This is a genomic window from Sporosarcina sp. NCCP-2222 (assembly GCF_023168145.1).
Classification (GTDB): Bacteria; Bacillota; Bacilli; order Bacillales_A; family Planococcaceae; genus Sporosarcina.
Map to the genome: position 1 here is coordinate 369,397 of NZ_BQYK01000002.1, position 26,139 is coordinate 395,535.

Consider the following 26,139-nt stretch of genomic DNA (forward strand, 5'->3'; position numbering starts at 1 on the left):
TACAATCGTCTAGTTGAATAAATAGTTGAAAGAGTCATAGAAACCTATGTGAATGGGGAATCCGGTTAAAATCCGGAACTGTTTCCGCAACTGTACGTGTGGACGAAGTGAGAATATGCCACTGTTCGTAAAGAATGGGAAGGCTCTCGCCGAGAATGAAGCACAAGTCAGGATACCCGCTTTTTCAATGTGTATTTTGCTCCTTCGGAAAAAAGGGAAGATACGACATATTGGATTAGTAGGCATTTGTTGCTATAGATCTGTTTGTCGCCACCCATCTCCCTGGGTGGTTTTTTTCATTGGCGCCAGAAGCGGAATACATCATTTATTCGAAAGAAAAGGAGGAAGAGATATCTTGAAACAGGACAAACGGTACATCTGTTACCCGTTCATGCGGGAATCGGCTTCGACCGTCGATTTTGAAATCCGGACCGATTCGTTGACGACACGGATCGGCGAAGCGCTGGCACTGACAGAAGATGTGGAGAAAGTCCATGCAGATCTTCGTTATTTACAGCCGCTCGCCTACCATTTGAATGGATCTGTGCGCGGAAAACTGGCGATTACAGAGGAGGATTTAAAGCGTCTGAGCGATCTGTATGATTCCTATGTGGAAGAGGTCGGGGAGTTGATCGAGCAGTTCGTTTTGCCACAAGGGTCGCATGCGGCCTGTGTGCTGCATGTTTGCCGAAGTGAAGCGAAGAAATCAGTTCGGGCTCTGCACAAAGTCTCTTTGGAGCGTGAAGTGCCGGTTATTTTATTCGACTATGCGAATTTGCTGGCGAACGTCTTATTTGTGATGGCTGTCTATACGAACAAAGTGAGCGGCGTTGATGAAATTCCTTTCATCAGCAAGTCGTATCCCGTCCGAAAGATGAAAAAACAAGTGGAGGTCAATTGAGATGAATAAACGGATTTGGTTAAATGGACTTCTTGCCCTTCTAGTCGTTCTAATGCTGGGTGCATGCGGATCGGACAAGAAGAATGAGGGAGCAGATCCAGGTAAGAAAGAAACACCGCAAGAAGAAGTTACTTCCTACACGGTAACAGATGATCGTGGAAAAGACATCACCTTTGAGAAGGCACCAAAAACCATCGTCTCCTTGCAGCCAAGCAACACAGAAATTCTTTTCGCATTGGGCGTCGGTGACCAAATTATTGGGGCTACGGATTATGATACATATCCGGAGGAAGCATTGGACATTGAACGGGTTTCCGATTCTGTTAAATTTAACGGTGAACGGATCATTGAAATGAAACCCGACGTTGTAATCGCCTATACGACGGGCGGAGAAGTAGAAGGACTCAACACATTGGAGGAAGCCGGCATTCCGGTGTTCGTTATTCAATCCGCAAGCTCTTTTGATGATGTATACGGTGATATAGCACAAATTGCAGACGTCTTGAAGCTTCAAGAAAAGGGAGATTCCGTTATCGAGGACATCAAAACCACAATCAGCTCTGTTACAGATAAACTGGGCGATTTAGACAATCCGAAACAGATGTATTTTGAAATCAGCCCGGCTCCGGATATTTACACGACCGGTAAAGGCACATTCCAACAGGAAATCTTTAATCATGCAAACGTGACAAATGTTTTCGGCGAACAGGAAGGCTGGATTAAAGTATCCGAGGAAGATATCCTTACGAAACAGCCTGATGTCATTGTCACAACCGTGTCCTACATTCCGGATCCTGTCAGCGAAATCAAAAGCCGTGAAGGTTGGGATACGTTACAGGCGGTAAAAGAAGACCGCGTCATCCAATTGGACAGCGATATTATGTCACGGCCTGGGCCACGTATCGGAGAAGCAGTTGAACTTCTAGCGAAAGCAATCTATCCTGAGAAATTTGAATGAAACAGACAAGCCAGGCGCGAGTGAGGGCCTGGCTTTCTTATGGCTTTATTAGAAAAAATCATACAATCCATCCGCAAAGTACACATACTCTTCCCTGCTGATGCGAGACCCATACCCCTCAAAGAAAAATTCACGGTCCTCTGCTTTTTCAAACATCCCTGGTTTCGGACGAATCGCGAGAGCCATATCATAGCGGGGATCGCCGAATCCCCCTCCACTCCAATCGATCAAGCCTGTCACTTTACCGTTTGCAACCAGTACATTGTCAACCGTGCAATCGCCATGAATTAATGTCTGTTCCACCGCTTGGGGCCTGGATGCCTTTAACTGTTCCAGCAACTCAGCCGTTCCATCGGTTTGATAATGAAGTAAATTGTACGCACTTGTTTCAAGCTGCCGTTCCAGCCAATCCCCATCTTCTTTAAGACCCCTTGGACATGGAGTCGCATGCAAACGCGCAAGCAGCTGGCCGAACTGAACCAACAAGGAACGGCGCTGCATGTCATCCGTCTCCCGAGAGAGCGCTGAACGGATCGGTTCTCCCTCCAACACTTCTAGTACGAGCCATTGCCCGTCGGGTGTCGTCGTGCTTCCAAAGACTATAGGCACAGGCAGCCCCGAACCCATTAAGTTTCGCAGCACATACTCCTCCCGCAAGAGCCAAAACCGAAACAGCTCCTCTTTTGCCCGCTTTATAATATATGGACCTTTCTCTCCATCGACAATCCCTACATCGGAAGTATGTCCTTGTTTGGGAAACCGAATTTCGTCAATTGCTCCTGTTAAGTAAATTAATTCTTGTGGTATCTCCTCTATGGTTAACGGCGTTGTCATGTAGTTCCTCCTACTGGCTGTTTGTTTTACTGGCGTTTGGATGAGGGTTCTGGGGTTCATTTTATTTTTCTGGTGTTCATTTTGTTTTTCTGGCGTTCATTTTATTTTTCTGGCGTTCAGACCGGGGTTCTGGCGTTCATTTCGTTTTTCTGGCGTTCAAACCGGGGTTCTGGCGTTCATTTCATTTTTCTGGCGTTCGGACCGGGATTCTGGCGTTCATTTTGTTTTACTGGCGTTCGAACCGGGGTTCTGGCGTTCATTTCATTTTTCTGGCGTTCGGACCGCGATTCTGGCGTTCATTTTATTTTTCTGGCGTTCAGACCGGGGTTCTGGCGTTCATTTTATTTTTCTGGCGTTCGGACCGCGATTCTGGCGTTCATTTTATTTTTCTGGCGTTCAGACCGGGGTTCTGGCGTTCATTTTGTTTTTCTGGCGTTCAGACCGGGGTTCTGGCGTTCATTTCATTTTTCTGGCGTTCGGACCGCGATTCTGGCGTTCATTTCGTTTTTCTGGCGTTCAGACCGGGGTTCTGGCGTTCATTTTGTTTTTCTGGCGTTTGTCCCGATATTCTGGCGTTCAAACCGATATACCGATTCCTTTCAAGCCGCCCGCTATCCCTTGGTGCATGTGAAGCAAGTCCTTTTAAATGCTCCTCTCTTCTTCTCTATGCGCCTTCCTTTTTCCTTCTAGGTGACGTGACAAGGGACTGTTGAATTCCAGTACTGCCGAAATTTAAATGGACATACACTTGCCATAGGAATAAGAGGAGGTTTTGTATGGCTTCGTTGCCGATCATCAGTATTTTCATTTCATCATTCTGCACACTGCTCGGAGCCCTGCCGACCTTATTTATTGCCAACCTATCGCACGGAAAAAAGGACAATCTGCTCGCTTTTACGGCTGGCGTCATGGTCGCCGCCTCTACTTATAGCCTCATACCTTCTGCTCTCAAGCTTTCCAATATGATGGTGCTTTGTGTGGGCATTCTGTTAGGGGCGCTCGTCCTAACCTTACTTGAACAAACCTTGCCGCATAGCGACTTGGAGCATTCCGACTCGATGCCTGCGGGTGCGTTTCTGCTTTTTATCACCATGGCGCTGCATAATGTACCGGAAGGATTGTCTGTCGGCGTGAGCTTTGCCAGTCAGGTGGACGACTTGGGGCCACTGGTCGCTTTGGCGATTGGCTTGCAAAATATTCCTGAAGGCTTCTTGCTCGCCCTCTTTCTCATCACACAAGGGACCGGCCGGTGGAAGGCTTTTAGCTATACTTTTTTAGCAGGGTTTACCGAATTCGCTTCCGCATGGGCCGGCCTGCTTTTCGGGGAACAGCTTTTTATAATAGTGCCGTATGGACTGGCTTTTGCTGCTGGCGCCATGCTGTTCATTGTCTATAAAGAATTAATTCCGGAGAGCCACGGGCATGGTCATGAACGTTCTGCGACCTTCTCCTTCATTTTCGGTTTGCTGATGATGGTTATTTTGACGGGTTATCTAGGTGAATAAAAGAAAAAAGGACCTTCTCTTAACCACGGGAAGGTCCTTGCATTTACTGGTCATTTGAATATTGTTGGTGGCGTTTTACTTCGTCCTGCGCTTCTTTGCGTATCTCGTCAACGCGTTGCTCCGCCTTTTTAGCCGCATCATTCGCAACGGAGGAAGAATCTCCTTGATTGACAGTCGGATTGTGATCTTTATCTCCTGCATAGCTCTTTGTCAATCCAATCACTCCTTGTCTCGTTTCCCACTAGCATTCCCGATTGGACTCATTTGAAACATAAGACTGTGGAATTTTAAAATTAAAATATAGTTTCTTCTCCTCTTATAAAAGACGTCTATTTACCGATATATTCGGTATCATCCTAATCTAGAGGTGTTATTGTGGATCAGTCAATCACTTCCATGTCGGAACATCATCATATTCCTTACCTTGTTGTGCTGTCTTATTTAATTGCGACGATGTCCGCATACGCCTCCATTGTCTTGGCCCGGCGTGTAACATTCACTCGCCAATCAGCCAAGCGCATTTGGCTTATACTCGGAGCGGGAACGCTGGGCATTGGCATCTGGTCGATGCATTTCATCGCCATGCTCTCCTATCAGTTCCCTGTCGCTGTCTATTACAACACCCTGCTTGTCGCAATCTCAGTAGTAATTGCGATTGTCGGATGTTATTTCGGCTATTTCATCATATCCGTGAATCATAAAAGCAAAACCCGTTTTTTTCTATCTGGAATTATTATGGGCTCCGGTATTGCTTCCATGCATTACGTCGGCATGGCAGCACTTGAGGCAGTCGTCATCGTCTACAATCCAGTTCTATTTGCGATTTCCCTAGTGATCGCTATTGCGGCGTCTTGGGTTGCCATCTGGATCGGCTTCCTCTCCCCTTATGCCCGCCGAGCCATGTCATGGAAATTAAAAATAATTTTTTCCCTCATTATGGCTGTCGCAATCACTGGCATGCATTATACCGGCATGGCAGCGGCGACATTTTCCAGCATAACAAACTCCGGCCCGTTTCAAGATGGTTTGGATACGACACGTCTTGCCTGGTTCGTGGCTGGCGTGACGCTGTTCATTTTTGCCCTCTTTTTCGGTTCCATCATTTTGGATCGTCTTTGGCAGAAACGGGAACTGGTCCAAAATACGTTATTAGATTCTATAGCAGACGGCATTGTCATTACGGATCAAACAGGTACTATTTTGCACGCCAATCCTTCATTCCGTCAATTAATGGGAGAGGTAGATTCCGGCCAACGATTCGAGAAATTGCAGCATTACCACCCGGAATTAACGGAACAGATTAGGAGTAATCAAAACTTTCATGTGGCGATTCATTCATTGATTCTAGAAGTGAAGCGGCGACCGATTCAGGAAGAAGCCCTTCACCATTCCCTCTGGTTCCTGAGGGATATGACTGAACAAATCGAAAACGAAAAACAAATTACTTATATGGCGTATCATGATTCGCTCACTAGGCTACCGAACCGCCACAAACTTGATGCCACACTGGCCAATTGGTTTGAAACCAAGAAAACGATCGGTTGCATTTTCTTAAACGTTGATCGGATGAAATTTGCGAACGACACACTTGGCCACCAAGCAGGAGATCAGCTTCTCCGCCAGATTGCCGGCCGGCTGGAAACGATCATTTCAGACAAAGGCTTTCTGGCTCGGGTCGGCGGAGATGAATTTGTCGTCCTGTTAGCGGATGGCCATGCGGCAGATTGTTATCACCTGGCAGAGGCTTGTGTATCTGCGATGAATGAACCTCTTGCCATTCATGGTTCCCAGCTGGCCGTCTCCATCAGTGCCGGCACTTGTGTCTTCCCGGAAGACGCTGCCAATCCAAATGAATTGCTTCAGTTTGCAGATTTGGCTATGTCCGAGTCTAAACGGAATGGGAAAAACCAAGTGACCGCCTTCACTTTGGAGCTAAACGACCAATATCGCAGAACGCTTCAAATTGAAGAGGCCTTGTCCATAGCGATCGACCAAGATGAACTTCACCTCGTATATCAGCCAAAAGTGGCAGTGGGCACGGGGAAGGTGAAAGGCGTCGAAGCATTGTTGCGATGGATTCATCCGGTGCATGGCTTCATCTCGCCTGCAGAGTTCATTCCCATAGCGGAGGAGAAGGGGTTAATTCATAAAATCGGAGACTGGGTCTTGCGGGAAGCCTGCCTGCAATGGGGCAAGTGGCAGCGAGAATTGGAGGAGCCGCCGATGATGGCGGTAAACATTTCACCTCTCCAACTCGCAAGGGAGGACTTTCTTCCAGGTTTGCTACGTATTTTAGAGGAAACGAAGATGGATCCGAGCTTTTTAGAGTTGGAGCTGACGGAATCCGCCTCGCTCGGCCTTGCTGAAAAGACGAATGGCCGCCTTAGTCACTTGCATGATTTGGGCATCCAAATCTCACTTGACGACTTCGGCACCGGTTACTCCTCCTTTAGCAATTTAAAGGAACTGCCGATTGATGTGCTGAAAATCGACCGCTCCTTTTTGCATAATCTGATTGGCAATCCTGGACAGGAAGCCATCGTTCGCTCCATCATCCAGCTTGGCCATAACTTAAACTTGCAAGTGCTCATGGAAGGCGTGGAGGAGAAGGAACAAGCGGAATGGCTTGAAAAAGAGGGATGCAATCTGATTCAAGGCTATTATTTCGCCAAACCGCAAGTGGCTGCGGACCTCGAGAGGATGCTGCAAGGAAACGCCATTTAACATTTAAACCCGGCATGCGTCATGCGCATTCGGGTTTTTTCTATTATTTTTTGAATCTGCTGCAAGTTGCATGCTACAGTGTGAATAACAAAAGATTACGGGAGGATTTATGGATAACAGAATACAAGCAATCGCAGATCAAGCCCAAGCTGAATTCGGCCTTGAAACCTATCGGCTGGGTCGCCATGCGATTTTTCAAAAACAGAACGTCTTAGGAGAACCGTATTGTCAGCTTTCCATGGAGTGGTTTCCGCTTTCCGCAGGCGAAGTAAAAGAAGATGAGAATCCTGAAGGTACTGCTGTCATTGATTATCATCTTCAGGAGGAACGTTTTGAAGGTGTTATTTTTGTGATGGAGCAAACTGATTCGACACACCGGCCATTCGAGAAAAGAACTGTGGAGGAAATGGCTTCCTTTGTGGAACGAATGACAGGATTCCAATTCGGCCGTGACTTCTTTGTCCAGGATTTCTATGGAACAGGAGCGTTATTTCATTCAGAAGTAAATGGTGTCCGTCTATCACCCTCCTTCCAGGCAGAAGTGAATTGCGACGGACAAGGTAGACTGCTGTCCTTTACAACATATGGTAAGGTGCCGGATCAGGATGCAATCGCTCAACAAGACTTCGAGATGACGCTCGAGGAAATCGAGCCACTTGTTCAACAGCACGTCAAACTGTTTGAATTCCCTTCCGAAATGAAAGGGAAATTCATTTCGGCATATACGGTGGATGAAGTGTTCATTACAGCTGATGGCTCGACCTGTCTTCCATTTTTTACGGATGAACGAATGGCGGTACAGGCGGGGGACTTATTGGAGTGGAACGAACCATTGAGTAACTCCATTAGCAGGAGCCCCTTGCGGTCATTAGAGGCGATAGATGTGAATAAAGCCTTCCAAGAAAGTCCGGGGAAAACCTTCTGCCTCTCTGACGAACAGGTGGCACAGTGCAAATCAGCGGTGCTGAACGCATTACGCATGGAATATCCCGAAGAGAGCGGAAAATGGCGATTAAAGATGTTGCAGCCCGAGCAACGATATATCCATGCATTCTGTCATGCTGCCGAAAGCACAGCAAGCGATGTTTTGCGTCCGAAGCTGGTCCTCTTTATCGACAGGGAAACGATGAATGTCGTCAATTTAATGGACAATCGGCCAATGCTGCAAGACATGTTTAATGCATTCAAGCCAGCAGAGCCAGCTAAGATTGATCACGAGACAGCCTACGAAACGCTCGTGCCTTATATCACCATGGAACCTGTCTACGTATATGATTTTCATTCCAAAACATATGTATTATGCGGATTAATTGATTCAGATGTAGCTGTAGATGCTGTCAGCGGGGAAATTATTGCGCTCGAGGATTTATGAAAATGAGGCCGCTTCTTAATTGAAGCGGCCACAGAGTGTAGACAAAGTCGATTTTAACTTTGTCTACACTTTTGTAATTGCTTTTTCGACTAATTAGCACACACCTCAGCCTGGCTTGAAAACGCTTGTCAGACTAGGCGCGAAGGCGAGCGAAGACTCGAATAGAACTAAAGTTCATGAGAGGACGAGCGAGCCGAGCAACAACGTATGAAAGCGTTTGTCAACAGGCTGAGGCCGCTTCTTAATTGAAGCGGCCACTTTAGATGATAGAGACTGTCCAGCCATGCGGAAAAACAGCCTCCATTAATGCTTTGCCAAGTTATATTTCTTATTGCTCCACTGCAATGATAAACGCTTCAAAACCAGCCCGCTGTAGATCTGCCACTTGCTTGTCCGCATTGGCTTTATCTGCAAAGGAACCCGTGATGACTCGATAATACGTAACCCCGCTTTGCGTAAAGATATCGATGAAGCTGTCGAATCCTTTCGCTTTGAGCTCGGCAACACGTTGATCAGCGTTCGCGCGGGATGTAAACGAACCGGTTACCACACGATATACCACACTGCCGGATGGCGGCGGTGTGCTTGACTTGATCAGCCCTAGCGCTTTCGCCAGTCCATTGGCATGGCCGCGTGCCGCTTTGTCCAGCCATGCGGACGTTTTCATTTTTGCTGCATCCGTAGCATTATCAATAAAGCCATTCTCCGTCAACATCGCATGCATGTTGGACTCTCGCAGGACGTGGAAGTTTTCCTTCTTCTTGCCTCGGTTCGTCATATCGATCAATTTTACGATTTCTGCATGGATCGTGTTACGCAATTGGGCAGTAGTAGAGGAATCGGACAGATTGCTGTGAATATAATCCTCGTAGCCCGTGCCACCCCCTGCGTTAATGTGGATGCTCAAATAGAAGTCCGCTCCCCATGCGTTGGCGTCATTCGTCCGTTGTGTCAAACTGACTGTTTGATCTCCTGTTCGGCTCATCCGAACTGAAGCATTCGTGTACTCATTCACCAAAATATTTCGTACGCGAGTCGCAATTGCGAGCGTCACGTCTTTCTCCTTTAACCCATTTGCTGAAGCGCCACCGTCAGTCCCACCATGTCCCGGATCTAGATAAATTTTAACCATTTTACTTCCTCCTCTAATTTTCATTTTTTAATGGATTCCCATGACCTTTGCAACGAACGACACATTTCCTTTTACATTCGAACCACCCCCTTTCAGGTAATAAAAAAAGCGATGCCTATTTGGGTGGCAATCGCTCCTTCACTTCACGTATTTCATTAGAGATGTCATCATATTTATCCGCCAGCGCTTGTAATAGCTCCTGGTACCGACGCTCCCTTGATTCACTGCTTTTCACCTGATACCAAAACAGCCAAACGAACAACACAGCAAATGGCCCCTGTGTCAAAAAATAACCAATCAATTCCTTGGCATCCATCCCATCCCTCCTTTTTGGAATAAAAAAAGAACGCCCTTTTGGACGCTCATCTCCACACTGTATTTCCCCGATCCCTCTTACTCTTTTTTGGCTTGTCCCCATTGTAACCGAAAAAAATCCTTCCCGTCATATTCCCGACGTATGCGGCAACTGCGACATTTGCGACCTGACGAATAGATAGACAGTTCCTCGTTATGAATGAACTCTCCCACCTGCTGAAACGCCGCCGGAAAATCGCTACCTCCGTACATCGCCCCATTTTCCACCCATCTTAACCAGATGCTGTCGCTGACATAAAACGATTCACCACTGTTCAACTAGGTTCACATGCACCAATACGGATCACAATTTCAAACTCGGCCAGCCCTGCACCCACATACGCCTTCCATTCAATTTAAGACAACCGGAGCTTCTTGGATAAGCTGCTGGATGACCGCGTCTTTGATTCGGCCGACATGCCGATCCGATAGCTGCATATGGCGGCCGATCCAGCGAAGGCTTTTCCCCTCCAGCATCCAATGAAGGACTTCTAATTCCCTATCGTCTTCAATAAACGCCATCCGTTCTTGAACAAGTTCAATTTTCCTTTCATATTCGTACACTTTTTTCAAGCGGCGTTCCCGTCTTGTTGCTTCCCGATAAATCGGATCGCTGTGCCCCCCTTTTCGTTTTGGCATCGCCGCCTCTACGCCATATTGCGCTGTCAATCCTCCCATATCTCCCATTCCTTCCCGAATGACCTTTACGCTGTTGATCATCCAGTGATAATCCCTCACCATTTGTTCCATTTCCATAAATGTCATCTTGCTCACCCCTTCTTGTTTCATTTATGAAACAAAAACCCCCAATCGTTTCAAAAGTGAAACTATATTATTACATAAGGTAACATATGTTCCGTTTCACTTTCAATAACTTTTTGATAAAGAGTTGTCATTATTGAAACCACAGACTATACTGGAAGTAATAAGTAGGAGGGAAAGATATGCAATCTTTGGGCCACGCATTGAAAAATATCCGGTTAGATAACAAATTATCGCAAGAGGAATTTGCCGAACGCATTAATAAGCATCAAGGACTCTCCATCACGAAGGGAATGGTCTCGAAGTGGGAATCGGGGACCATCGAGCCGAAAACGAGGATGATGAAGGCGATAGCGGAAACGTTTCACGTATCCATTGATGGCCTTCTCGGCTTGCAAGTTCCCGAGAAGGAGTCTATTGAAACGATTGCCACACATATTGACGATGATTTGACGCAAGAAGAGATGGAGGAAATTAAAAAGTATATCCAATTTATTAAATCTCAACGAAAGTGAGGTGGTTGCATGACCTATGAATCCCTCATCGCCCAATATCCCCATCTCGTGATCAAAGAGGTAAAGACCATGCCAACTGGGCTGGCAGGCCTCTATATGGATAATATGATATTGATCGACCAGCGGCGCAGCAACTATGAGAAGCACTGCATCTTAGCAGAAGAACTGGGCCATTATGAAACAACGTATGGGGATATTACGAACCTACAATCTCTGCGCAATTGGAAATTGGAACTTCTTGCGAGAAGATGGGGCTATGAGAAAATCGTATCGCTCGATAAATTAATTGAATGCCACGAATTGAATTATCGATCCATTGAGGAAGTTTGCGCCCATCTTGAAGTGACAGCCGAGTATTTGGAGCTGTCCATTGCCCATTACCACGCTCGATTTGGTTTGTCTGTGTACCATAACGGCTACGATATTCATTTTGATCCCCTGTCGGTGAAGAGACGATGACTGTTTTCCCTTTACAACGGGAGCCGAGTCGTAAGATATAAAACAAGTTTTAAACGGAGTAACACTATGTAAAAACTCTAAAGTTAAACTATAGAAAACGACCGCCACACCGATGTGACGGTCGCTCTTCGTTATGTTCCGCAATAAGTCCGATACGGGACATTGGAGGCCTGCGGGGTTGTGTATTCCACCTGATCCTCCGTATACGCATACGGCTTTCCAAGTACGTTCATGAGCCGGTCCATGACCGTGAAATCACCACGCTCCACAGCCGCTTCCAATGCTTCTTCTACGCGATGATTTCGCGGAATGACGGCAGGATTGCTTGCCCGCATTAATTCAACGGACTCCTCCTTTGTCTCGCTTTGCCGCGCACGACGCGATTCCCATTTCGCAAGCCAATCCTTAAACGCACTCGTCTCACGCATGGGGACGCCCGACCATTCATCCATCGTCAGCGCACGGAACGTATTCGTATAATCTGCAGCTTGGTTTTTCATGACGGCCAGCAATTCCTCAACAAGCTCCGCATCCTGCGGTTGTTCAGTAAACAGACCGAGCTTTCGCCTCATCCCCTCCAGCCAATGTTCGTGATAAAGCTCCCTGAAGGAGGACAGCTTCCCTTCTGCTATTTGAATAGCAGTGTCGATATCGGCATCAAATAACGGCAGCATTGCTTCGGCTAATCTTGCCAAGTTCCAATCCCCGATGCCAGGCTGGTTTCCATAAGCATACCGCCCTTGCCGATCAATTGAACTAAACACCGTAGCAGGATCGTAGATGTCCATAAACGCACACGGCCCGTAATCGATCGTTTCACCGCTGATCGTCATATTATCCGTATTCATGACCCCATGGATAAATCCAACAAGTTGCCACTGGGCAATTAATGCAGCCTGGCGCTCGACTACTTTTTCAAACAAAGCCACATACGGATGCTGTGCTTCTTGAACTTCCGGATAATGCCGTTCAATCGCATAATCTGCAAGCGCCTGAAGGTCTTCCACCACATTTCGGGCAGCCGCATATTGGAAAGTGCCGACACGCAAATGGCTTGCAGCTATACGGGTAAGAATTGCTCCTTCCAATGTCTCCTCCCGGTAAACAGGTTCACCTGTCGTAACAACTGCCAAACTGCGTGTGGTCGGGATGCCGAGAGCGTGAATTGCTTCACTGATGATAAATTCACGCAGCATTGGACCAAGTGCCGCACGGCCATCACCCCCGCGGGAAAACGGCGTTCGGCCGGAACCTTTCAGCTGGATGTCCACACGCTTTCCCTCCGGTGTGATGTGTTCTCCCAAAAGTACGGCACGCCCGTCGCCAAGCATCGTAAAATGACCGAACTGATGGCCTGCATACGTCTGGGAAATTGGCTCCGCCCCTTCCGGCATGTGGTTCCCCGCCAGCTCATCGATCCCCTGCTTCTCCTCAAGTTCACTTGCGTTCAAACCGAGAGAAGCCGCCAACGGATAATTCAAAACGATCAATTCCGGAGAGGGAGACGGCTCCGGTTCCGTTTTTGCGTAAAACACTTCAGGCAGTGCAACATAACTGTTTTTCATCCGCCAACCGATTGTATTGTTTTCTTCCATCGTCTTCCCTTCTTTCTCCTTTTACTATACCCGTTCCTCTCGAAAACATCAGGCATGCTGTTTCCTTGTTTCATTCATAAAACAGGCGATATGGGGAATTGTATAGATGTGTGAACGAAAGAGATGAAAGGAGGGTGCAGACTAATGCGAATTGCAGTGGAACAACCGTATGAAGATGTGATGGCGGCACTACAGTCAAAAGGATATGAAGCGAAAATGTTTAACACGGACGAAGATGTAACTGGTTATGATATCGGCATTGTCCGTGCATTAAATGAAGGAAATACGCATGAATTCAACTTCCCTGTCATCACCATGAAAGGCAGGTCCATCGACGAAGTCATCCAAGCCGTCGAAGAAAAGGCAAACCTTCTACAATAATTTTAAGACAGAATCTTAGGCAGCTGCCTGGATTCTGTCTGTTTGTCTTTCTGCTAGTTGTCCATTTCCAGCTTCATAATGTGCTCACCATTTACATCGAGCTCATCGATAAATTGAAATCCCAGCTTTTCATATAAATGAACGGCTCCTGCGTTCTCCTGATAGACACTTAAATAGATGGGCTGTTTGCCGTATTCATCTTCAAGCTTGCCGATCAAAGCTCGCATAAATAACGTTCCAAATCCTTTTCCTTGATGGGCTTCATCAATCAACACCCGATCGATCCATAATCGCCCCGTTACAGCCTCGCCTGGGAAAAATCCATACATTGCAAACCCGACAAGCAGCCCGTCTGCATATAAGCCGACCGGCCGGTACTCCTTCCAAATTTCCGCATCCCGGAGACATTGTTGAGGCGTCTCGATGAAATGAAGCTGAGCAGGCGTCACATGTAAACAAAGCATATCCCGGTAATTTTGAACTGTTACGTCATGAATGCCAATATCCACGACCATTCTATCCCTTTCCTTTCATTGTAAATCCAGTCTATTCGTAGACGGTGGAATGTTTTCATCTAGCTAGCCGTCTACTCTTACGAAAAGTATGTCGCATTCCGACTGTCCTCATACCTATTTCTTGCTGAATTCTAGCAGATGGCATCATCTCTGACAAAGCGACAAAAGAACTGACAGTGCTGCTCAAAGCTACAGCTAAAGTAGCAATTGATCGCTTATATGAATCTATCTCTCTCGTCATCCGTAGTATCGTTATCAATGAAACTGGAGGCAGATGAATGAAAAAGATTTTGATGATACTTTTGTCAATTTGCATAGTAAGCGCATGTTCTGTGGATAAAGAAAAGGAGGAAGAAGGAGCGTCTGATATGGCTGAAGCTACAGAGACAGAGCAAAGCCAAGCACAAAAGGAGAAAACGAAGGAAGAGGAGGATATCGATGAAGCACAGCAGGAGAATCCGATGGAAACCGTGGACGAGAAAAATTTCTCCATTCCTACAGTAGAAATTCCTTCTCCCTATAATGATGAAGGAAACATGGCAAAGGAACATACAATGCAGGAATATATTGAGATGATCGAAAAGAATGGCGGCCTCCTGCGTTTTGAGATGGATGATTATCCGGTACGCGCGATTGACAATGAAAACATCCGGAATATTACCAATCTGGGAGATGCCTATATTGATATATCCGAATTCACTGCATACCAAGTGCCGTCTAACGAGATTCCTACCATCTATAATTGGTTCCTTTCGTCCCGGCCTGATGACTTAAAGGATACACCCGTTTCTGAATATCGAACCTGGGAACAAGCGACCAACTTAGAACGTGGTATCATGCAAATGGTCTATCTCACAGCTCCTTCATTAAACGACTTAGGTTATATCATCGAAAATGATGAATTTGACCATCCGGCATTTCGGGTTATTCAACAAGATTTCTTTCAGCTCGGCTCCCCGTCGGTCTTGATTCCTGCCCCGCAAACAGCGACCGACATGACGATGTACGACATCATGACAAAAATCAAATACCAATGGGAACAAGTCGGCAAATTTGAAAATCCAGCTGAAAACAAAGAGGAATTTGAGAAAGTATATAAAGAACTGCGCAGCGAAACGAACAACCTTCTTGTACGGATCAATTTTGTTCTCACCCAAAAATAAATGAACGCCCATTCCCTACATCTATCAGACTCGAGACCGATATAAAATCAAACCGGCGTCTAGTATGAATTGTGAGAATTTCAACGTATGATGAATACAAAGAAGTTCACGCGTGAAAAGGAGAATGGGAAAATGAAAAAAATATTGTGGTTCGGACTGATCGGAGGTTTTTTGCTTATCCTCGGCATGTACGGATATAATCGGATATTTGCAAGTTCGCTTAGTAAAGAGCAGACCATCAAAAAGGACAATGCCAGCGCATTGAATGTCGATATTGACTTTGGTGTTGGAGAACTGTATATTTCAGGCGGTGCTGACGACTGGATGGAAGGCACATTTGATTATACAGCGAAACGGTATGCCCCTGATATTTCGTACAAAAAGAAAAATGATACTGGGATACTGAAATTAAAACAACAGCCTCGCATGACGATCGGGTTTTTAAAGAATAAAATGAAGAGTGATTGGAATATTCAACTGTCCGACGACGTGCCGATCGATTTAAATGTTGACATGGGGGTCTCCGATACATCACTGGACTTAAAAGGGTTGCAATTGAAAAATCTCAAAATTGACAGCGGCGTGAGTGACTCGACGATTGATTTAAGTGGCAGCTGGCCGAAAAGCTTTAAAACGCAAATTGCCATGGGTGTTGGGGATGTCACACTGCTATTGCCAAAACAAACGGGCGTGAAATTGTCCGTCAGCAAGGGTATCGGCACAGTAAGCATGGATGGTTTTATTTCACAAGGCAACCGAATCTTTGTCAATGAAGCATATGATCCATCAGATGTCTTCCTCGATATTTCATTGGATATCGGTGTGGGTGATGTAAAGATCAAACTGATAGACTAATCTATCCCTCTTTCTCTTTAGGAAAGAGGGTTTTTTATTGCAAAGCAACTTGAATGGAAGTTTAACGGTTATCTCTGAGGAAAGTAGGCTATAGAAAGAAAGGGAGCAAATACTGCTCTTATTCGAGAGGAGGAATAGGAGAATTGATTACATACACATTCGAGAAAGCGGGCTTGACGAAAGAAGGCATTGAACGCCTTTTTCATTCCGTTGATTGGGAATCCGCTTCCTATCCAGAAGATCTATACCTGGCCATTATGAACTCTCATTCGGTGGCGACTGCATGGGATGGCGATCAACTTGTCGGCCTGGCGAACGCGCTATCTGATGATTCCATGGCCGTCTATTTCCACTATGTGCTGACAGACCCGGCGTATCAGGGAAGCGGGATCGGTAAAACGATTATGAATATGATGCTTGACCGGTACGAGGAGATGCATACGAAAGTGCTCGTCTCTTATCCGAAAGCTGTCGGTTTTTACGAAAGCCTCGGATTTGAACCCGAACAAACGAGTACGCCTATGTATGTATTTTCACGATGACTGCGCTAAATTCATGAACGTCAGGGTAAACTGCAAATAAAAAGGGTGTTCCAATACTATGAAATACGATTGCGCCATTATCGGCGGCGGGCCTGCCGGCTTGAATGCCGCACTCGTCCTCGGCCGGGCCAGGCGACGCGTCCTGTTGCTTGACGATGACAAAGCGAGAAACCGGGTAACTCGGGAAGCTCACGGATTCATCACACGAGATGGCATCAAGCCTGCAGATTTCAGGAAGCTGGCCCATGCCGAAATAGCACAGTATCCGACTGTGGAAATAATAAACAAAACAGCTATCTCTATAACTCGGCAATCTAAAAACGAGTTTTCGATCACCACGTTGGAAGGAATTACATTTACCAGCACTAAAATCCTGCTAGCCACCGGCTTAAAAGATGAACAGCCGAACATTCCTGATATCGAGAAATTTTACGGCACAAGCCTGTTCAGTTGCCCCTATTGCGATGGATGGGAATTACGAGACAAGCCGCTCGCTGTCATCGCGGACAAAAATGTTTACAAGCTGGCAAAAGAAGCATACATCTGGAGTGAAGATCTGGCAGTCTTTACAAACGGAGAAGGCCGGCTGGAATGGGAGGAGCGTAACCGGCTGCTCGCCAAAGGGATAAAGGTCTATGAGGATATGATTTCAGGATTAGAAGGAGAAAACGGGCAGCTTCAAAGTGTCCGGCTGGAGGATGGAACTTTAATCGATCGGTCAGGTGGATTTGTCACACCGGTTTGGAGCCTTCCTCATACATTTGCAGAGGGACTCGGCTGTGAGATGAATGAGTTTGGCGGTATCCAGACGGATAGATACGGCAGAACTAACGTCTGGAACGTTTATGCCGCGGGAGATACCGCCCACATCGTTCCCGCCCAGCTCGTCATCGCGGCTGGGACCGGAAGTGCAGCGGCCATTGGCATCAATGGCGATCTAACCAATGCACTATTCGATGGAGAATAAGCCCACCCGAAGCAGGTCCACTCTTATTTGCCAGTGGACCTGCTTTTCATATTACTCGGGTCTCTGCAGCAGACGCTTCATCCGAGCATCCCGCTCTTTGCGCTCCTGTTCCACCGCCAGCCAATGCTTTCGCAACTGGCCATTCATGCGAGGGTCCTGCGCTGTCATTTCACGCATTCCCGAAGGACCCACCTTCTTTCTCACTTTTTGAATCTCATCTTCAAAAAACAACATGTCCGACTCACCTCCCGCCAGTTGAACCTTACCGAACCTCTCGATTTCCCCTCACTTTACCATACGCAGCCATCGGGTGAGGACAAGGGGTATATGCACAGACTAAGAAGAAAATTGCGGAAGGGTCACCGGAGGAATAAACGAAAACGGAGCCGCCTCTTGCCAGGCAGCTCCATTCTAAAAACCATTTTCCATTAATACCGTCACGACAATCCCCAAAATTGTCCCAATGACAATTGTTGTCCCAAACAAAAGCGCTCGTTTCATTCTCCTCATCCTCCCAGTTTCTCTTATTTGAATATACGAGAGGAAGAGGCGGAATATTCTATCGCCTTAGGTATGAAGACATAAATCCAACTTGAACAATCCAACTGAAATCGTTATACTATATATAGATAATGAATACATTGAAAAGAGACCGTCCAATGGCTGCACATTGAACGGCCTTTGTAATAGCTGGTTCCCGCAGGGGATCGGCAATGATAGGACTGTAACCCATCCGAGCGCTCAACTCAAGGATGGGTTATTTGTTGTTATGAAACGACAGCATTGCAATGAGTAACGTCGCGAACGTGAAGACAAGCATCAGCGCTTCGAATACTGTCAAACGCACCACCCCCTTTCCACGAGGGAATAGAGATGGCCAACCACCCTTGAGTCACCTTGCTAATACTCTTCTATTTTACCACACATATGTTCGTATCTAAAGTGCCATCCGGTCTATTTCTTCTGTTTTTTCAAAAACTCCACAGGAAATAAAGCGTATTCTTTCTTTATGAATAAATAAAAAATCGGGGTCTCCATAATTAGGAAACCCCACCCTTCTATTATCCTACGAACAATTTTATTGACGAGCTATCAAACTGGCAATCCATTCGCTTAACGTTTTTTTATCAATAAACGGAGCGAGACGAGCAAGCGTATCAGGATCCAGCAGGGTAAGCCCTTTTTCATTCACAAGCCTAGTCAAGTTTTCCCGTCCTAAGAAAGGCGCGAGCTGCATAATATCCCGATCACTAAACTTACCAAATCCCACTTCATCCACCAAGCGGCCCAGCATGTCCTTGCTAATGAATGGGGCCAAGCGTACAACAACTTTCCACTCCAATTCCCCTTCCAGTGACTGTTCCACTAGCCGGTCCATCCGTTCTTTGGATAAAAACGGAGCGAGGCGGGAAAGCTGCTCGCCATCCAGTCGATCAAAAGAAGTCTGCTCTACGATTTGATCCAACACATGCCGACTGACAAATGGGGCAAGCGAAGAAACTAATTTCCAATCAAACGACTGCTCCCCTGCCTGCAACACGAGCTTATCCAAAAGTTCCGTTTCCACAAAAGGCGCTAGCCTCTTGATAATCTCCATATCAAACAGTTTCGGATCGACACGCTCCGCCACATCCGCAAGCTCACTCGCCTTCAATAACGGCGCCACCTCAATTAATCCGTTCACGTCTACTTCCGCAGCATTGATCATCTCAGCCACCTCTTCTCGACGGTTTTGGGAAAAGCCTGTCACCATCCGTCCCATATTGCTTCCATACCGATTCATATCCCCTGCATTCATCAAATCGTCGACGGATGTATCAAACACATCTGCCAGTTGAGGCAGCATCATAATATCAGGCAACGAATCCCCTCGTTCCCATTTGGACACTGCCTGATGGCTCACATGAAGCCGATCTGCCAGCTCCACCTGCGTCCAATCCCGCGCTTTCCGCAGCTTTGAAATATAACTTCCGATCCGAATTGCATCTAACATGCCAACCATCTCCTCGATTTCTTTTCAGCGCGCACTGTTGTATTGAGCGTACCATATCCCTTGCAAGGAGCCTATCAACGGCTGGTTGAAACGGAGTTCTACTGGCGGTTGAACGAAGATAAACCCGCAAATCATCTTCATTCACTCGAGCAATTGTATTTTCAGTTTTTCTATAATTTTCTTATCGATTTGGCATGCTTTACACAAGTATTCCTCAATGGAATGGTACTCCTTCAAGATGCCTTTATATATTTCATTCAGATGCTCTGGCTTCGCCTCCATAATATATTTCACTCTTTCCGGCGAAACGCGGAAGAGGCTCAACCACCCCATGACACGACTCAATTTTCCAAGCCGATGTGCATAGAACTGATTCGTAAGAAGATAATTTTCTTCCACCTTTTCATACGGCACGCCAACCAACAACTGAATGATCGCGGAGATGATACCCGTACGATCTTTTCCAGCCGTACAATGAATGACGGCAGGCAAGTTCTTTTCTTCCGCAATCAAATTAAGAATTTCTTTTACATGCGAAGCCCGTTCAAAGGTAATCTTGTAATAATACTCTCTAATAAATTGATCAAATTCTGCTTCCCCCTGCTTTCCAAAGAGAAAACGCAAAAGTTTCATTCGATTCCCGTCTTGGGTTTCGTATTGGTGAAGCGGAACGTTTACAATATTCACTGTAGTGTTTTCCAATAGGTTCGCTGGCTTAGCCTTGAACTCTTCTTGTGTTCGTAAATCACAAACCAGCTTAATGTCTAATTGCTCGAACTGTTTTATATCATTCTTTGTTAATTTCGATAGTGCTCCAGAGCGAAATAAAACCCCAGTTTTCATTTTAGAGCCATCTGTCGTTCGATATCCTCCGATGTCTCTAAAGTTTGCTGCCTTCTCAAATTGACTCAATATGTTTCTCCAACCTTTGTTTTGTTAGTCATTCGATTGATAAAGTGAAAGACTTTTCATCAAACTGCCCTGCCAATTCTCCCACATCTTTTATCAGTATACCTTGTTCTACAATTTCCGGCGGCTCGTTCAAAATAACCTTCAATTGATGGCAATCAAATAAATGGTTTGTATACTTTGCGATGACAGGGTGTTGAATCAGGTATTCCTGTTCCCTGATCAAAACACGCAAGAAGTTACGATGCAATGCCATTTGATCACCACCAGTAATATTCATCGGATCAATGCCCGTTACCCGAATTGTGCCGTTAATGGTCACAACAACAGGTGCCTCCTGTTCTACTGTTGCAAATGCCGCGGCCCTTTCCTCTTGAACTCTTTCGAGGATATTCACAGTTTCCTCCGTAACTGGGACGGCATCCAAGTTGCTTTCCTCCACATCGACAAACTGCCGGAAAAACGAATAAAGCGATTGATCTGTTTCCTGAAATTGTTTTTTCCAATCCGCACAAAGCCGATCCAGCAATAAACAGATGAACAAACCGGAACTATAACAGCTACGCCGTAGATGGCGTACAGACTCCTCTGGATCGAGCAAAGCTTCCCCGTATTGAAGGATCACATCTGTTAACGTTATACCACTCTGATCGGCAAACGCCTTTAACTCCACATACCACGCCGGACCTTCCACGGTCTCTGTCAACAATTCGTATGCAATGAAATCCGCCATACTGGCAGCCCCGGCTTCACGTTGAAGAATGAATTGGCGAAGATGCTCCTCCCTCGATATGTGGTCCGTCTCCATGACCGCATGGTATAAATGCCACCGCTCACGATTACGCCTCTCTGCATTATCTGCGAGGAGCGGATAGGTGACCCCTTTAATTTCATCAGGGAAACGAGACTCGCCCATGAGATACTGGTGGCCATGGAACAATTCATGAATCAACACGGCATATAAACTCGCCTCATCCGGGCAGCTGTCCTTTTGAACGATGGCCGTAGGATGGCCTTGAAAAAGAATAAGTGTATTCCCAACAAACGCCTCACTCCAAGGAAGACAAATAGAAGAGGCCTCTGGGTACGCTGGATGGTTGAATAAACAAACCGATTCACCATCATAGATGGCATACGCCACCAGTTGAAAATCCGGCCAATATCGGGATAGATCATAAGTGATGATAGATTGGAACATTGCTGGAACCATATAACGACCCCCATTTGATAGATAGTGATACAAACTATACGGTTCACAAGTTAAAGAGTTTCCATAACAAAAAAAATGCCAGCTCCTTTACATAGGAACCAGCCATCCTCACTTGATTGATTGCACTCAAATCGCCGACCTGTTTTGCAAGACTTAAATATATCTCAATTTCTCTGGATTTCTAATGAAATACAAGTTACGCACGGCGCCCTGGTGAATATGCAACAATGCCACAGTATCGACTTTATTTCCCGTACGATAAACAAGCCCAGTTTGACCATTTATTTTTGTAATATCCACCGCACTATCTCCTGGTGTCATGTTTTTCGCGATTCCTAATAGGAAGCGGGCGACATGATTACTCGAATGAATCGGATGAATAGCTGCAAATGCCTTTCCTCCCCCATCAGAAATTAAGGTGACATCTTCCGCTAATATAGAAATAACTCGATTCAAATCGCCTTGTTCAAGAGCCGTAAGAAACCCTTCAATCCATTTTCCTTCAATGTCCGCTTCACGGAGTGGCGCTTCGGTACTCATGCCTATCTTTCCTCTTGCCCGGCTGACCAGCTTACGGCAATTCGTTTCACTTTTTCCGATGATCTTGGCGATTACGGAGTATTTAAAGGAAAGAGCTTCATAAAGCACGAATGCAGCCCGTTCCACAGGAGTTAGTTTCTCCAGCAACACGAGCATTGCATAGGATATCAGTTCTTTTTGTATAACGGATTCAACCAATTCATTACCGAAAGTTAGAATCGGTTCAGGCAGCCATTGACCAACATACTGCTCCCGTTTTCTACGAGCAGTTTTTAAGACATCCAGACACCGGTTCGTTGCCATTTTACAAAGGTAGGCCTTCGGTTCAACAATTCGATCAAGTTCGATGTCATGTAGTTTCATAAAAACATCATGCACAACATCCTCCGCATCGGCAGCAGAGCCGGTTAGTTGGTAAGCTAACGTAAAGAGGAGCCTTTTATACTGAACATAATATTCTTCAATTTTTTCTTGCTCCATTCATGCTCACTACCTGTCTATTTTTTAATTAAACTTGCTATGTCCCATGTCCACTTTCTAATGAACCAGCCTAATCTCCCTGATATTGTCACGTTCATTCCCCATCTTCGAAGCCACACAATACCTTGTTCCGGACCAAGAGCAATACAGAAGAACTCCATATGACTTTTGTGTGAAGGTGCCCGCCCACCTTTCCTATCTGCCAATATAATCCGTCCGAGTCTAGCTGCTTGAGCTGAAGCTTCCTTACACGTCTTCCCATCCGGCTTCCCGCTAGTTGGATCAATTATTAGGGCACAATCTCCAATACAATATACGTCTTGAAGTCCCTTCACCCGATAACATGAATCGACGATTACGCCTCCTTCATTCGTGAAAGGAACTCCTAAATTTTTGATAAACGGATTAGGGAAGAGGCCCAATGTCCAGATGCAAAGACCAACCGACAGCGTTTCACCAGTTGAAAGGGTGACTCTTCCCCCTTCTTCCTTTAACGCCTTGTTCTCGTGCTTAACTGTTACGCCTCTTTGTACAAGCGCTTGTTCCAATGCCCTTCCCACTTTAGCTGGACCTTCTTGAAAAAGTCTTGGATGGGAATTCAAAAGTACGATCTTCACATCACTTGGATCGATTCCTATTGTTTTTGCATCGCTACGAATGTAATGTGCCAATTCAGCAGATGTTTCCATGCCACTAATACCAGCACCAGCTACTGCAATTGTCAAGAGTTCGGACCGTAACGCCATATCTTTTTCACTCTTCGCCTTATAGAGATTGGCACGCCACTTCGTTCGGATCTCTCTGGCGGACTCTATATCGCTTAACGCAATACCTCCTTGCGCCTGATCCGGTTTGCGAATACTGCTTCCTACAGCAAGGACGAGGATATCATAACCCAGACAATGCTCCTTACTCAAATTGTCCTGAAAATGAATTCTTTTATTTTCCGCCTCAATGCTTGTCACTGTCGCTTGAACAATTTCAACCCCTTCAGGAAACAATTTATTCAGCGGAATGGTAATTTCCTCTTCGCCAATCGCCGGCTTAAATAATAAAACCTTTCGTAAATGATATGGATTTTTATCAATTAAAATAATTCGAAGCGCCTGTTTAGTCAATTTAGTACCGACATACTTTCGAATGGATGTCACAGCATGGATACCTGCATATCCGCCTCCTACAATGACACAAGTCATTATCGTCACATTGATCACTCCTTATCTCGTTTACCATATAACGAGATAGGAAGCTGCTTTGTGACACCTTTAAAAGAAAAATGCCAGCTCCTTTGCATAGGAACCAGCCATACTCACTTTATTTTATTTCAATCAAATCGCCGACATGCCTTCCAGCAACACCTTTGCATCTGCGTTTAAATAATGATGGATATCTTCCCGCAAGAGCACCTCCGGATTTTCTGCCACCGATAACTTCAGGCCGCGGACATTAAACGTAGACGCATACATATTAATATGGTGAATTTGATTCATCTCCTGCCTATTTAACGGCCGGAATCCCATTTCCACCATAGATGCCAGTACATCCACAAGCTCGCGGACACTCCGGTTCAGGATATGCCGGTTCTCCTGCAGCTCCCCCATATTTTCTTCTATCAACCGCCTAGCCGAAACCAAATCTGAATGCTCCAAACACCCTTGAATCATATGCATTATTTTCTCTAGATGCAAGCCGACCCCTCCTCCACTTCCCCTATATGGAATGACCATACTTTACACCATAAATATACCAATAATTCAGGTGATTGGGAAGGGGCTTAGAGAGGAAGGAAGCCAGGAATTGATTCACAACGTGTATTATTTTATTATGACTACTTCTATTTAGGATCTTAATGGACGAAAAGTTTGGTCTTCCTCTTTTGATCGTTTGCTCGCTTTTTGACCCATTGAAGGACAAACAGAAACAGCGTGAACAGGATGACCAGCCCTAGATGCAAAACGGGCGCCATTTGCACCTGCAGAAGAGCCGGGTCATAGCTAGCGTGCAGCATACGGCGATCGAAGACCTGAATATTAAACAAGAAAACTGCGGTAAAAAGCAAGAGTGCCACTCCGTATCCCACCCGGCTCGGAATCAAAAGTACACCACCCATTAGTAAGAACGTCGACACAAAGTACAGAATCTGGATAACGAGTGCTTCTGTTGCCGTGAATGAAACGGGAATGTCAGAAAGCACCACTGTCTGAAGCATGAATGTGACGAACCCCACAAAACTGCCGAGAAGGAATGCGATTCCTACGGACAATTGCCTTGTAATTCCCATGCGGATCACTCCTCTACTTATTTTATTATAGACGCAAAATTCCACATATTGGTTTCCTTTCCTATTGAATAACCTGGTCCAACCAGTCCATGCTATTACTACTTCAGAAAGGGTGTGCTATGAATGAAAGAAAATTGGATGCCGGAGGAGACGCCTCTTGCGGAGCTGACAGATGTCCAGCTTAAAGCGCTTGATGCGATGGAGAAGGAACTCGGAGTTACGCTGGTAGCATATGAAAATACGAACGACGGAAAGACAAATATCTTTGAAGGCTAAGGGCTGCGAAGGCGGTCCTTTTTTGTTCAAATAAAGTGGCTCCGAATCGGTTCATCCGAAACCACATGAGTGGATTGGCACTTATCTTTCCACGAGTTCTTGCGACTGCCGGATAATGTCAAAATCACTCTCATCGGCCGGCACGTAGCCTGCATGGCCAAATAACTTCTGGATAAGCTGGCGGCCTTCTTTTGATTCATCCAACGAAAGAAATGCCTGCCGGATGTACTCTTGCCATTCATCCGTCATATCAGAACGTACAGCGATGGCGTCATTCGGAATTCGATTCTCGGTTTCCAGTTGGCCGAGACCCTTCGCAGACGTGGTCTCCAGAGTAATTACGGCATCCGCCTTCCTTTTTTTCACTGCTTTGATCCCTTCCTCATCACTCGTAACATAAAAAAACGTTAGGTCCTTTTGAACATCGATTCCCGCCTTAGCCAAATCTCCTAGCTGGACAACAGCCTTGCCTTCCTGCACAGCTATTGTTTTTCCAGCAAGGTCTTTAAGTGAAGTAAAACCGCTTGTTTTATCGAATAAAATCCGACCCTTTACAGACGTCACCTTCTCTTTCGAATTACCAGTGACTAGCTGTGGCTGCAACAAGGCGATCGCTTCCCTCGACTGATTCGCTTCGACATAATCAGCTGGCTGCATCATCACTAGATCCGATTTCTTCGAACGAATGTCTTTGCCCGTCTTTTCATAATCGGATGTAAGCTTCAGCTCCACAGGAATGCCCAGCTCCTTTGCCAGCAGATCCGCAAACGCATTCACCTGCTCCCCCTCCTCCTCGGCAGACACAAATTGAATGTGCAACGTGTCCGGCTCATACGGCGGGGTACTCGACTGATCATGAACCGTTTTAATAAACCCACATGCCGGCAGAAAAACTATCATCACAGCAGCCAGACAA

Annotated in this window: 31 protein-coding genes and 1 riboswitch; of the genes, 14 read left to right on the plus strand and 17 right to left on the minus strand. The window is 46.0% G+C overall.

Annotated elements, in window-relative coordinates; translation table 11 throughout:
* The first annotated feature begins 14 nt into the window (after nucleotides 1-14).
* Nucleotides 15-198, plus strand: a riboswitch (cobalamin riboswitch).
* Between the two features lie 157 nt (nucleotides 199-355).
* Together NCCP2222_RS05850 and NCCP2222_RS05855 are read left to right on the plus strand one after the other, a co-directional pair.
* Nucleotides 356-901: a hypothetical protein gene (locus NCCP2222_RS05850; RefSeq protein ID WP_248510472.1), complete on the plus strand. Its 546-nt coding sequence runs from the start codon at nucleotides 356-358 to the stop codon at nucleotides 899-901.
* Nucleotide 902: 1 nt separating this feature from the next.
* A complete protein-coding gene (locus NCCP2222_RS05855; RefSeq protein ID WP_248510474.1) occupies nucleotides 903-1,859 on the plus strand; it encodes an ABC transporter substrate-binding protein in 957 nt (318 codons plus the stop codon).
* 48 nt (nucleotides 1,860-1,907) lie between these two features.
* Here the strand turns inward: NCCP2222_RS05855 and NCCP2222_RS05860 are convergent, their stop codons facing one another.
* On the minus strand, nucleotides 1,908-2,693 hold the full coding sequence (locus NCCP2222_RS05860; RefSeq protein WP_248510475.1) for a phosphotransferase family protein: 786 nt from the start codon (nucleotides 2,691-2,693) through the stop codon (nucleotides 1,908-1,910).
* 40 nt (nucleotides 2,694-2,733) lie between these two features.
* On the opposite strand from NCCP2222_RS05860, the gene NCCP2222_RS05865 reads away from it, so the two are divergent.
* Both NCCP2222_RS05865 and NCCP2222_RS05870 read left to right on the plus strand, forming a co-directional pair.
* Complete coding sequence (locus tag NCCP2222_RS05865; protein WP_248510476.1) at nucleotides 2,734-3,324, plus strand: hypothetical protein; 591 nt, start codon at nucleotides 2,734-2,736, stop codon at nucleotides 3,322-3,324.
* Between the two features lie 145 nt (nucleotides 3,325-3,469).
* A complete protein-coding gene (locus NCCP2222_RS05870; RefSeq protein WP_248510477.1) occupies nucleotides 3,470-4,198 on the plus strand; it encodes a ZIP family metal transporter in 729 nt (242 codons plus the stop codon).
* A 43-nt stretch (nucleotides 4,199-4,241) separates the two neighbouring features.
* Here NCCP2222_RS05870 and NCCP2222_RS05875 read toward each other — a convergent pair whose 3' ends face one another.
* Complete coding sequence (locus NCCP2222_RS05875) at nucleotides 4,242-4,412, minus strand: hypothetical protein (protein WP_248510478.1); 171 nt, start codon at nucleotides 4,410-4,412, stop codon at nucleotides 4,242-4,244.
* Nucleotides 4,413-4,573: 161 nt separating this feature from the next.
* Here NCCP2222_RS05875 and NCCP2222_RS05880 point away from each other — a divergent pair, with 161 nt between their 5' ends.
* Nucleotides 4,574-6,922 (plus strand): bifunctional diguanylate cyclase/phosphodiesterase, encoded by a 2,349-nt coding sequence (locus NCCP2222_RS05880; RefSeq protein ID WP_248510479.1) that lies wholly within the window; start codon nucleotides 4,574-4,576, stop codon nucleotides 6,920-6,922.
* A 109-nt stretch (nucleotides 6,923-7,031) separates the two neighbouring features.
* On the plus strand, nucleotides 7,032-8,294 hold the full coding sequence (locus NCCP2222_RS05885) for a hypothetical protein (protein ID WP_248510480.1): 1,263 nt from the start codon (nucleotides 7,032-7,034) through the stop codon (nucleotides 8,292-8,294).
* A gap of 328 nt (nucleotides 8,295-8,622) precedes the next feature.
* Here the strand turns inward: NCCP2222_RS05885 and NCCP2222_RS05890 are convergent, their stop codons facing one another.
* The 3 genes from NCCP2222_RS05890 to NCCP2222_RS05900 form a co-directional block, all read right to left on the minus strand.
* Nucleotides 8,623-9,426 carry an N-acetylmuramoyl-L-alanine amidase gene (locus tag NCCP2222_RS05890; RefSeq protein WP_248510481.1) on the minus strand — a complete coding sequence of 268 codons (804 nt, stop codon included), beginning with the start codon at nucleotides 9,424-9,426 and terminating at the stop codon, nucleotides 8,623-8,625.
* 115 nt (nucleotides 9,427-9,541) lie between these two features.
* The gene (locus NCCP2222_RS05895; protein WP_248510488.1) at nucleotides 9,542-9,742 is read right to left on the minus strand and encodes a BhlA/UviB family holin-like peptide; all 201 of its coding nucleotides are present in this window, start codon (nucleotides 9,740-9,742) and stop codon (nucleotides 9,542-9,544) included.
* A gap of 389 nt (nucleotides 9,743-10,131) precedes the next feature.
* On the minus strand, nucleotides 10,132-10,545 hold the full coding sequence (locus tag NCCP2222_RS05900; protein ID WP_248510489.1) for a helix-turn-helix domain-containing protein: 414 nt from the start codon (nucleotides 10,543-10,545) through the stop codon (nucleotides 10,132-10,134).
* A 179-nt stretch (nucleotides 10,546-10,724) separates the two neighbouring features.
* On the opposite strand from NCCP2222_RS05900, the gene NCCP2222_RS05905 reads away from it, so the two are divergent.
* Both NCCP2222_RS05905 and NCCP2222_RS05910 read left to right on the plus strand, forming a co-directional pair.
* Nucleotides 10,725-11,057, plus strand: coding sequence for a helix-turn-helix domain-containing protein (locus NCCP2222_RS05905; protein ID WP_248510490.1), 333 nt, complete (start codon nucleotides 10,725-10,727; stop codon nucleotides 11,055-11,057).
* Nucleotides 11,058-11,066: 9 nt separating this feature from the next.
* Nucleotides 11,067-11,516, plus strand: coding sequence for an ImmA/IrrE family metallo-endopeptidase (locus NCCP2222_RS05910; protein WP_248510492.1), 450 nt, complete (start codon nucleotides 11,067-11,069; stop codon nucleotides 11,514-11,516).
* 131 nt (nucleotides 11,517-11,647) lie between these two features.
* On the opposite strand, the gene NCCP2222_RS05915 is transcribed toward NCCP2222_RS05910, so the two are convergent.
* The gene (locus tag NCCP2222_RS05915) at nucleotides 11,648-13,111 is read right to left on the minus strand and encodes a protein adenylyltransferase SelO (protein WP_248510495.1); all 1,464 of its coding nucleotides are present in this window, start codon (nucleotides 13,109-13,111) and stop codon (nucleotides 11,648-11,650) included.
* Nucleotides 13,112-13,255: 144 nt separating this feature from the next.
* Between NCCP2222_RS05915 and NCCP2222_RS05920 the strand changes: the two genes are divergently transcribed.
* Nucleotides 13,256-13,492: a YkuS family protein gene (locus NCCP2222_RS05920; RefSeq protein WP_248510500.1), complete on the plus strand. Its 237-nt coding sequence runs from the start codon at nucleotides 13,256-13,258 to the stop codon at nucleotides 13,490-13,492.
* A 53-nt stretch (nucleotides 13,493-13,545) separates the two neighbouring features.
* Here the strand turns inward: NCCP2222_RS05920 and NCCP2222_RS05925 are convergent, their stop codons facing one another.
* Nucleotides 13,546-14,007 (minus strand): GNAT family N-acetyltransferase, encoded by a 462-nt coding sequence (locus NCCP2222_RS05925; RefSeq protein ID WP_248510501.1) that lies wholly within the window; start codon nucleotides 14,005-14,007, stop codon nucleotides 13,546-13,548.
* A 278-nt stretch (nucleotides 14,008-14,285) separates the two neighbouring features.
* Between NCCP2222_RS05925 and NCCP2222_RS05930 the strand changes: the two genes are divergently transcribed.
* The 4 genes from NCCP2222_RS05930 (at nucleotide 14,286) to NCCP2222_RS05945 (ending at nucleotide 17,534) form a co-directional block, all read left to right on the plus strand.
* The gene (locus NCCP2222_RS05930; protein WP_248510502.1) at nucleotides 14,286-15,170 is read left to right on the plus strand and encodes a hypothetical protein; all 885 of its coding nucleotides are present in this window, start codon (nucleotides 14,286-14,288) and stop codon (nucleotides 15,168-15,170) included.
* Between the two features lie 132 nt (nucleotides 15,171-15,302).
* Nucleotides 15,303-16,025, plus strand: a complete 723-nt coding sequence (locus NCCP2222_RS05935; RefSeq protein ID WP_248510503.1) for a toast rack family protein — start codon at nucleotides 15,303-15,305, stop codon at nucleotides 16,023-16,025.
* A gap of 143 nt (nucleotides 16,026-16,168) precedes the next feature.
* On the plus strand, nucleotides 16,169-16,567 hold the full coding sequence (locus tag NCCP2222_RS05940) for a GNAT family N-acetyltransferase (RefSeq protein ID WP_248510505.1): 399 nt from the start codon (nucleotides 16,169-16,171) through the stop codon (nucleotides 16,565-16,567).
* A gap of 58 nt (nucleotides 16,568-16,625) precedes the next feature.
* Entirely contained in the window at nucleotides 16,626-17,534 is a 909-nt protein-coding gene (locus NCCP2222_RS05945; protein ID WP_248510507.1) for an NAD(P)/FAD-dependent oxidoreductase, read from the plus strand.
* Nucleotides 17,535-17,585: 51 nt separating this feature from the next.
* Here the strand turns inward: NCCP2222_RS05945 and NCCP2222_RS05950 are convergent, their stop codons facing one another.
* The 9 genes from NCCP2222_RS05950 to NCCP2222_RS05990 form a co-directional block, all read right to left on the minus strand.
* A complete protein-coding gene (locus NCCP2222_RS05950) occupies nucleotides 17,586-17,768 on the minus strand; it encodes a hypothetical protein (protein WP_248510509.1) in 183 nt (60 codons plus the stop codon).
* A 523-nt stretch (nucleotides 17,769-18,291) separates the two neighbouring features.
* Entirely contained in the window at nucleotides 18,292-18,381 is a 90-nt protein-coding gene (locus NCCP2222_RS05955; protein ID WP_238080376.1) for a putative holin-like toxin, read from the minus strand.
* 231 nt (nucleotides 18,382-18,612) lie between these two features.
* On the minus strand, nucleotides 18,613-19,527 hold the full coding sequence (locus NCCP2222_RS05960) for a helix-turn-helix domain-containing protein (RefSeq protein ID WP_248510511.1): 915 nt from the start codon (nucleotides 19,525-19,527) through the stop codon (nucleotides 18,613-18,615).
* A 141-nt stretch (nucleotides 19,528-19,668) separates the two neighbouring features.
* On the minus strand, nucleotides 19,669-20,439 hold the full coding sequence (locus NCCP2222_RS05965) for a tyrosine-protein phosphatase (protein WP_248510512.1): 771 nt from the start codon (nucleotides 20,437-20,439) through the stop codon (nucleotides 19,669-19,671).
* A 28-nt stretch (nucleotides 20,440-20,467) separates the two neighbouring features.
* Nucleotides 20,468-21,646, minus strand: a complete 1,179-nt coding sequence (locus tag NCCP2222_RS05970) for a hypothetical protein (RefSeq protein ID WP_248510513.1) — start codon at nucleotides 21,644-21,646, stop codon at nucleotides 20,468-20,470.
* Between the two features lie 153 nt (nucleotides 21,647-21,799).
* A complete protein-coding gene (gene sigJ / locus NCCP2222_RS05975) occupies nucleotides 21,800-22,666 on the minus strand; it encodes an RNA polymerase sigma factor SigJ (RefSeq protein WP_248510515.1) in 867 nt (288 codons plus the stop codon).
* A gap of 17 nt (nucleotides 22,667-22,683) precedes the next feature.
* Nucleotides 22,684-23,862 (minus strand): NAD(P)/FAD-dependent oxidoreductase, encoded by a 1,179-nt coding sequence (locus NCCP2222_RS05980; RefSeq protein ID WP_248510857.1) that lies wholly within the window; start codon nucleotides 23,860-23,862, stop codon nucleotides 22,684-22,686.
* Nucleotides 23,863-23,994: 132 nt separating this feature from the next.
* Entirely contained in the window at nucleotides 23,995-24,354 is a 360-nt protein-coding gene (locus tag NCCP2222_RS05985) for a hypothetical protein (RefSeq protein ID WP_248510517.1), read from the minus strand.
* Nucleotides 24,355-24,512: 158 nt separating this feature from the next.
* Nucleotides 24,513-24,947, minus strand: a complete 435-nt coding sequence (locus NCCP2222_RS05990) for a hypothetical protein (RefSeq protein WP_248510519.1) — start codon at nucleotides 24,945-24,947, stop codon at nucleotides 24,513-24,515.
* A 123-nt stretch (nucleotides 24,948-25,070) separates the two neighbouring features.
* Between NCCP2222_RS05990 and NCCP2222_RS05995 the strand changes: the two genes are divergently transcribed.
* On the plus strand, nucleotides 25,071-25,223 hold the full coding sequence (locus NCCP2222_RS05995) for a hypothetical protein (RefSeq protein ID WP_248510521.1): 153 nt from the start codon (nucleotides 25,071-25,073) through the stop codon (nucleotides 25,221-25,223).
* Nucleotides 25,224-25,304: 81 nt separating this feature from the next.
* Here NCCP2222_RS05995 and NCCP2222_RS06000 read toward each other — a convergent pair.
* The coding region (locus tag NCCP2222_RS06000) for a phosphate/phosphite/phosphonate ABC transporter substrate-binding protein (protein WP_248510525.1) at nucleotides 25,305-26,139 on the minus strand (835 nt) is incomplete at its 5' end.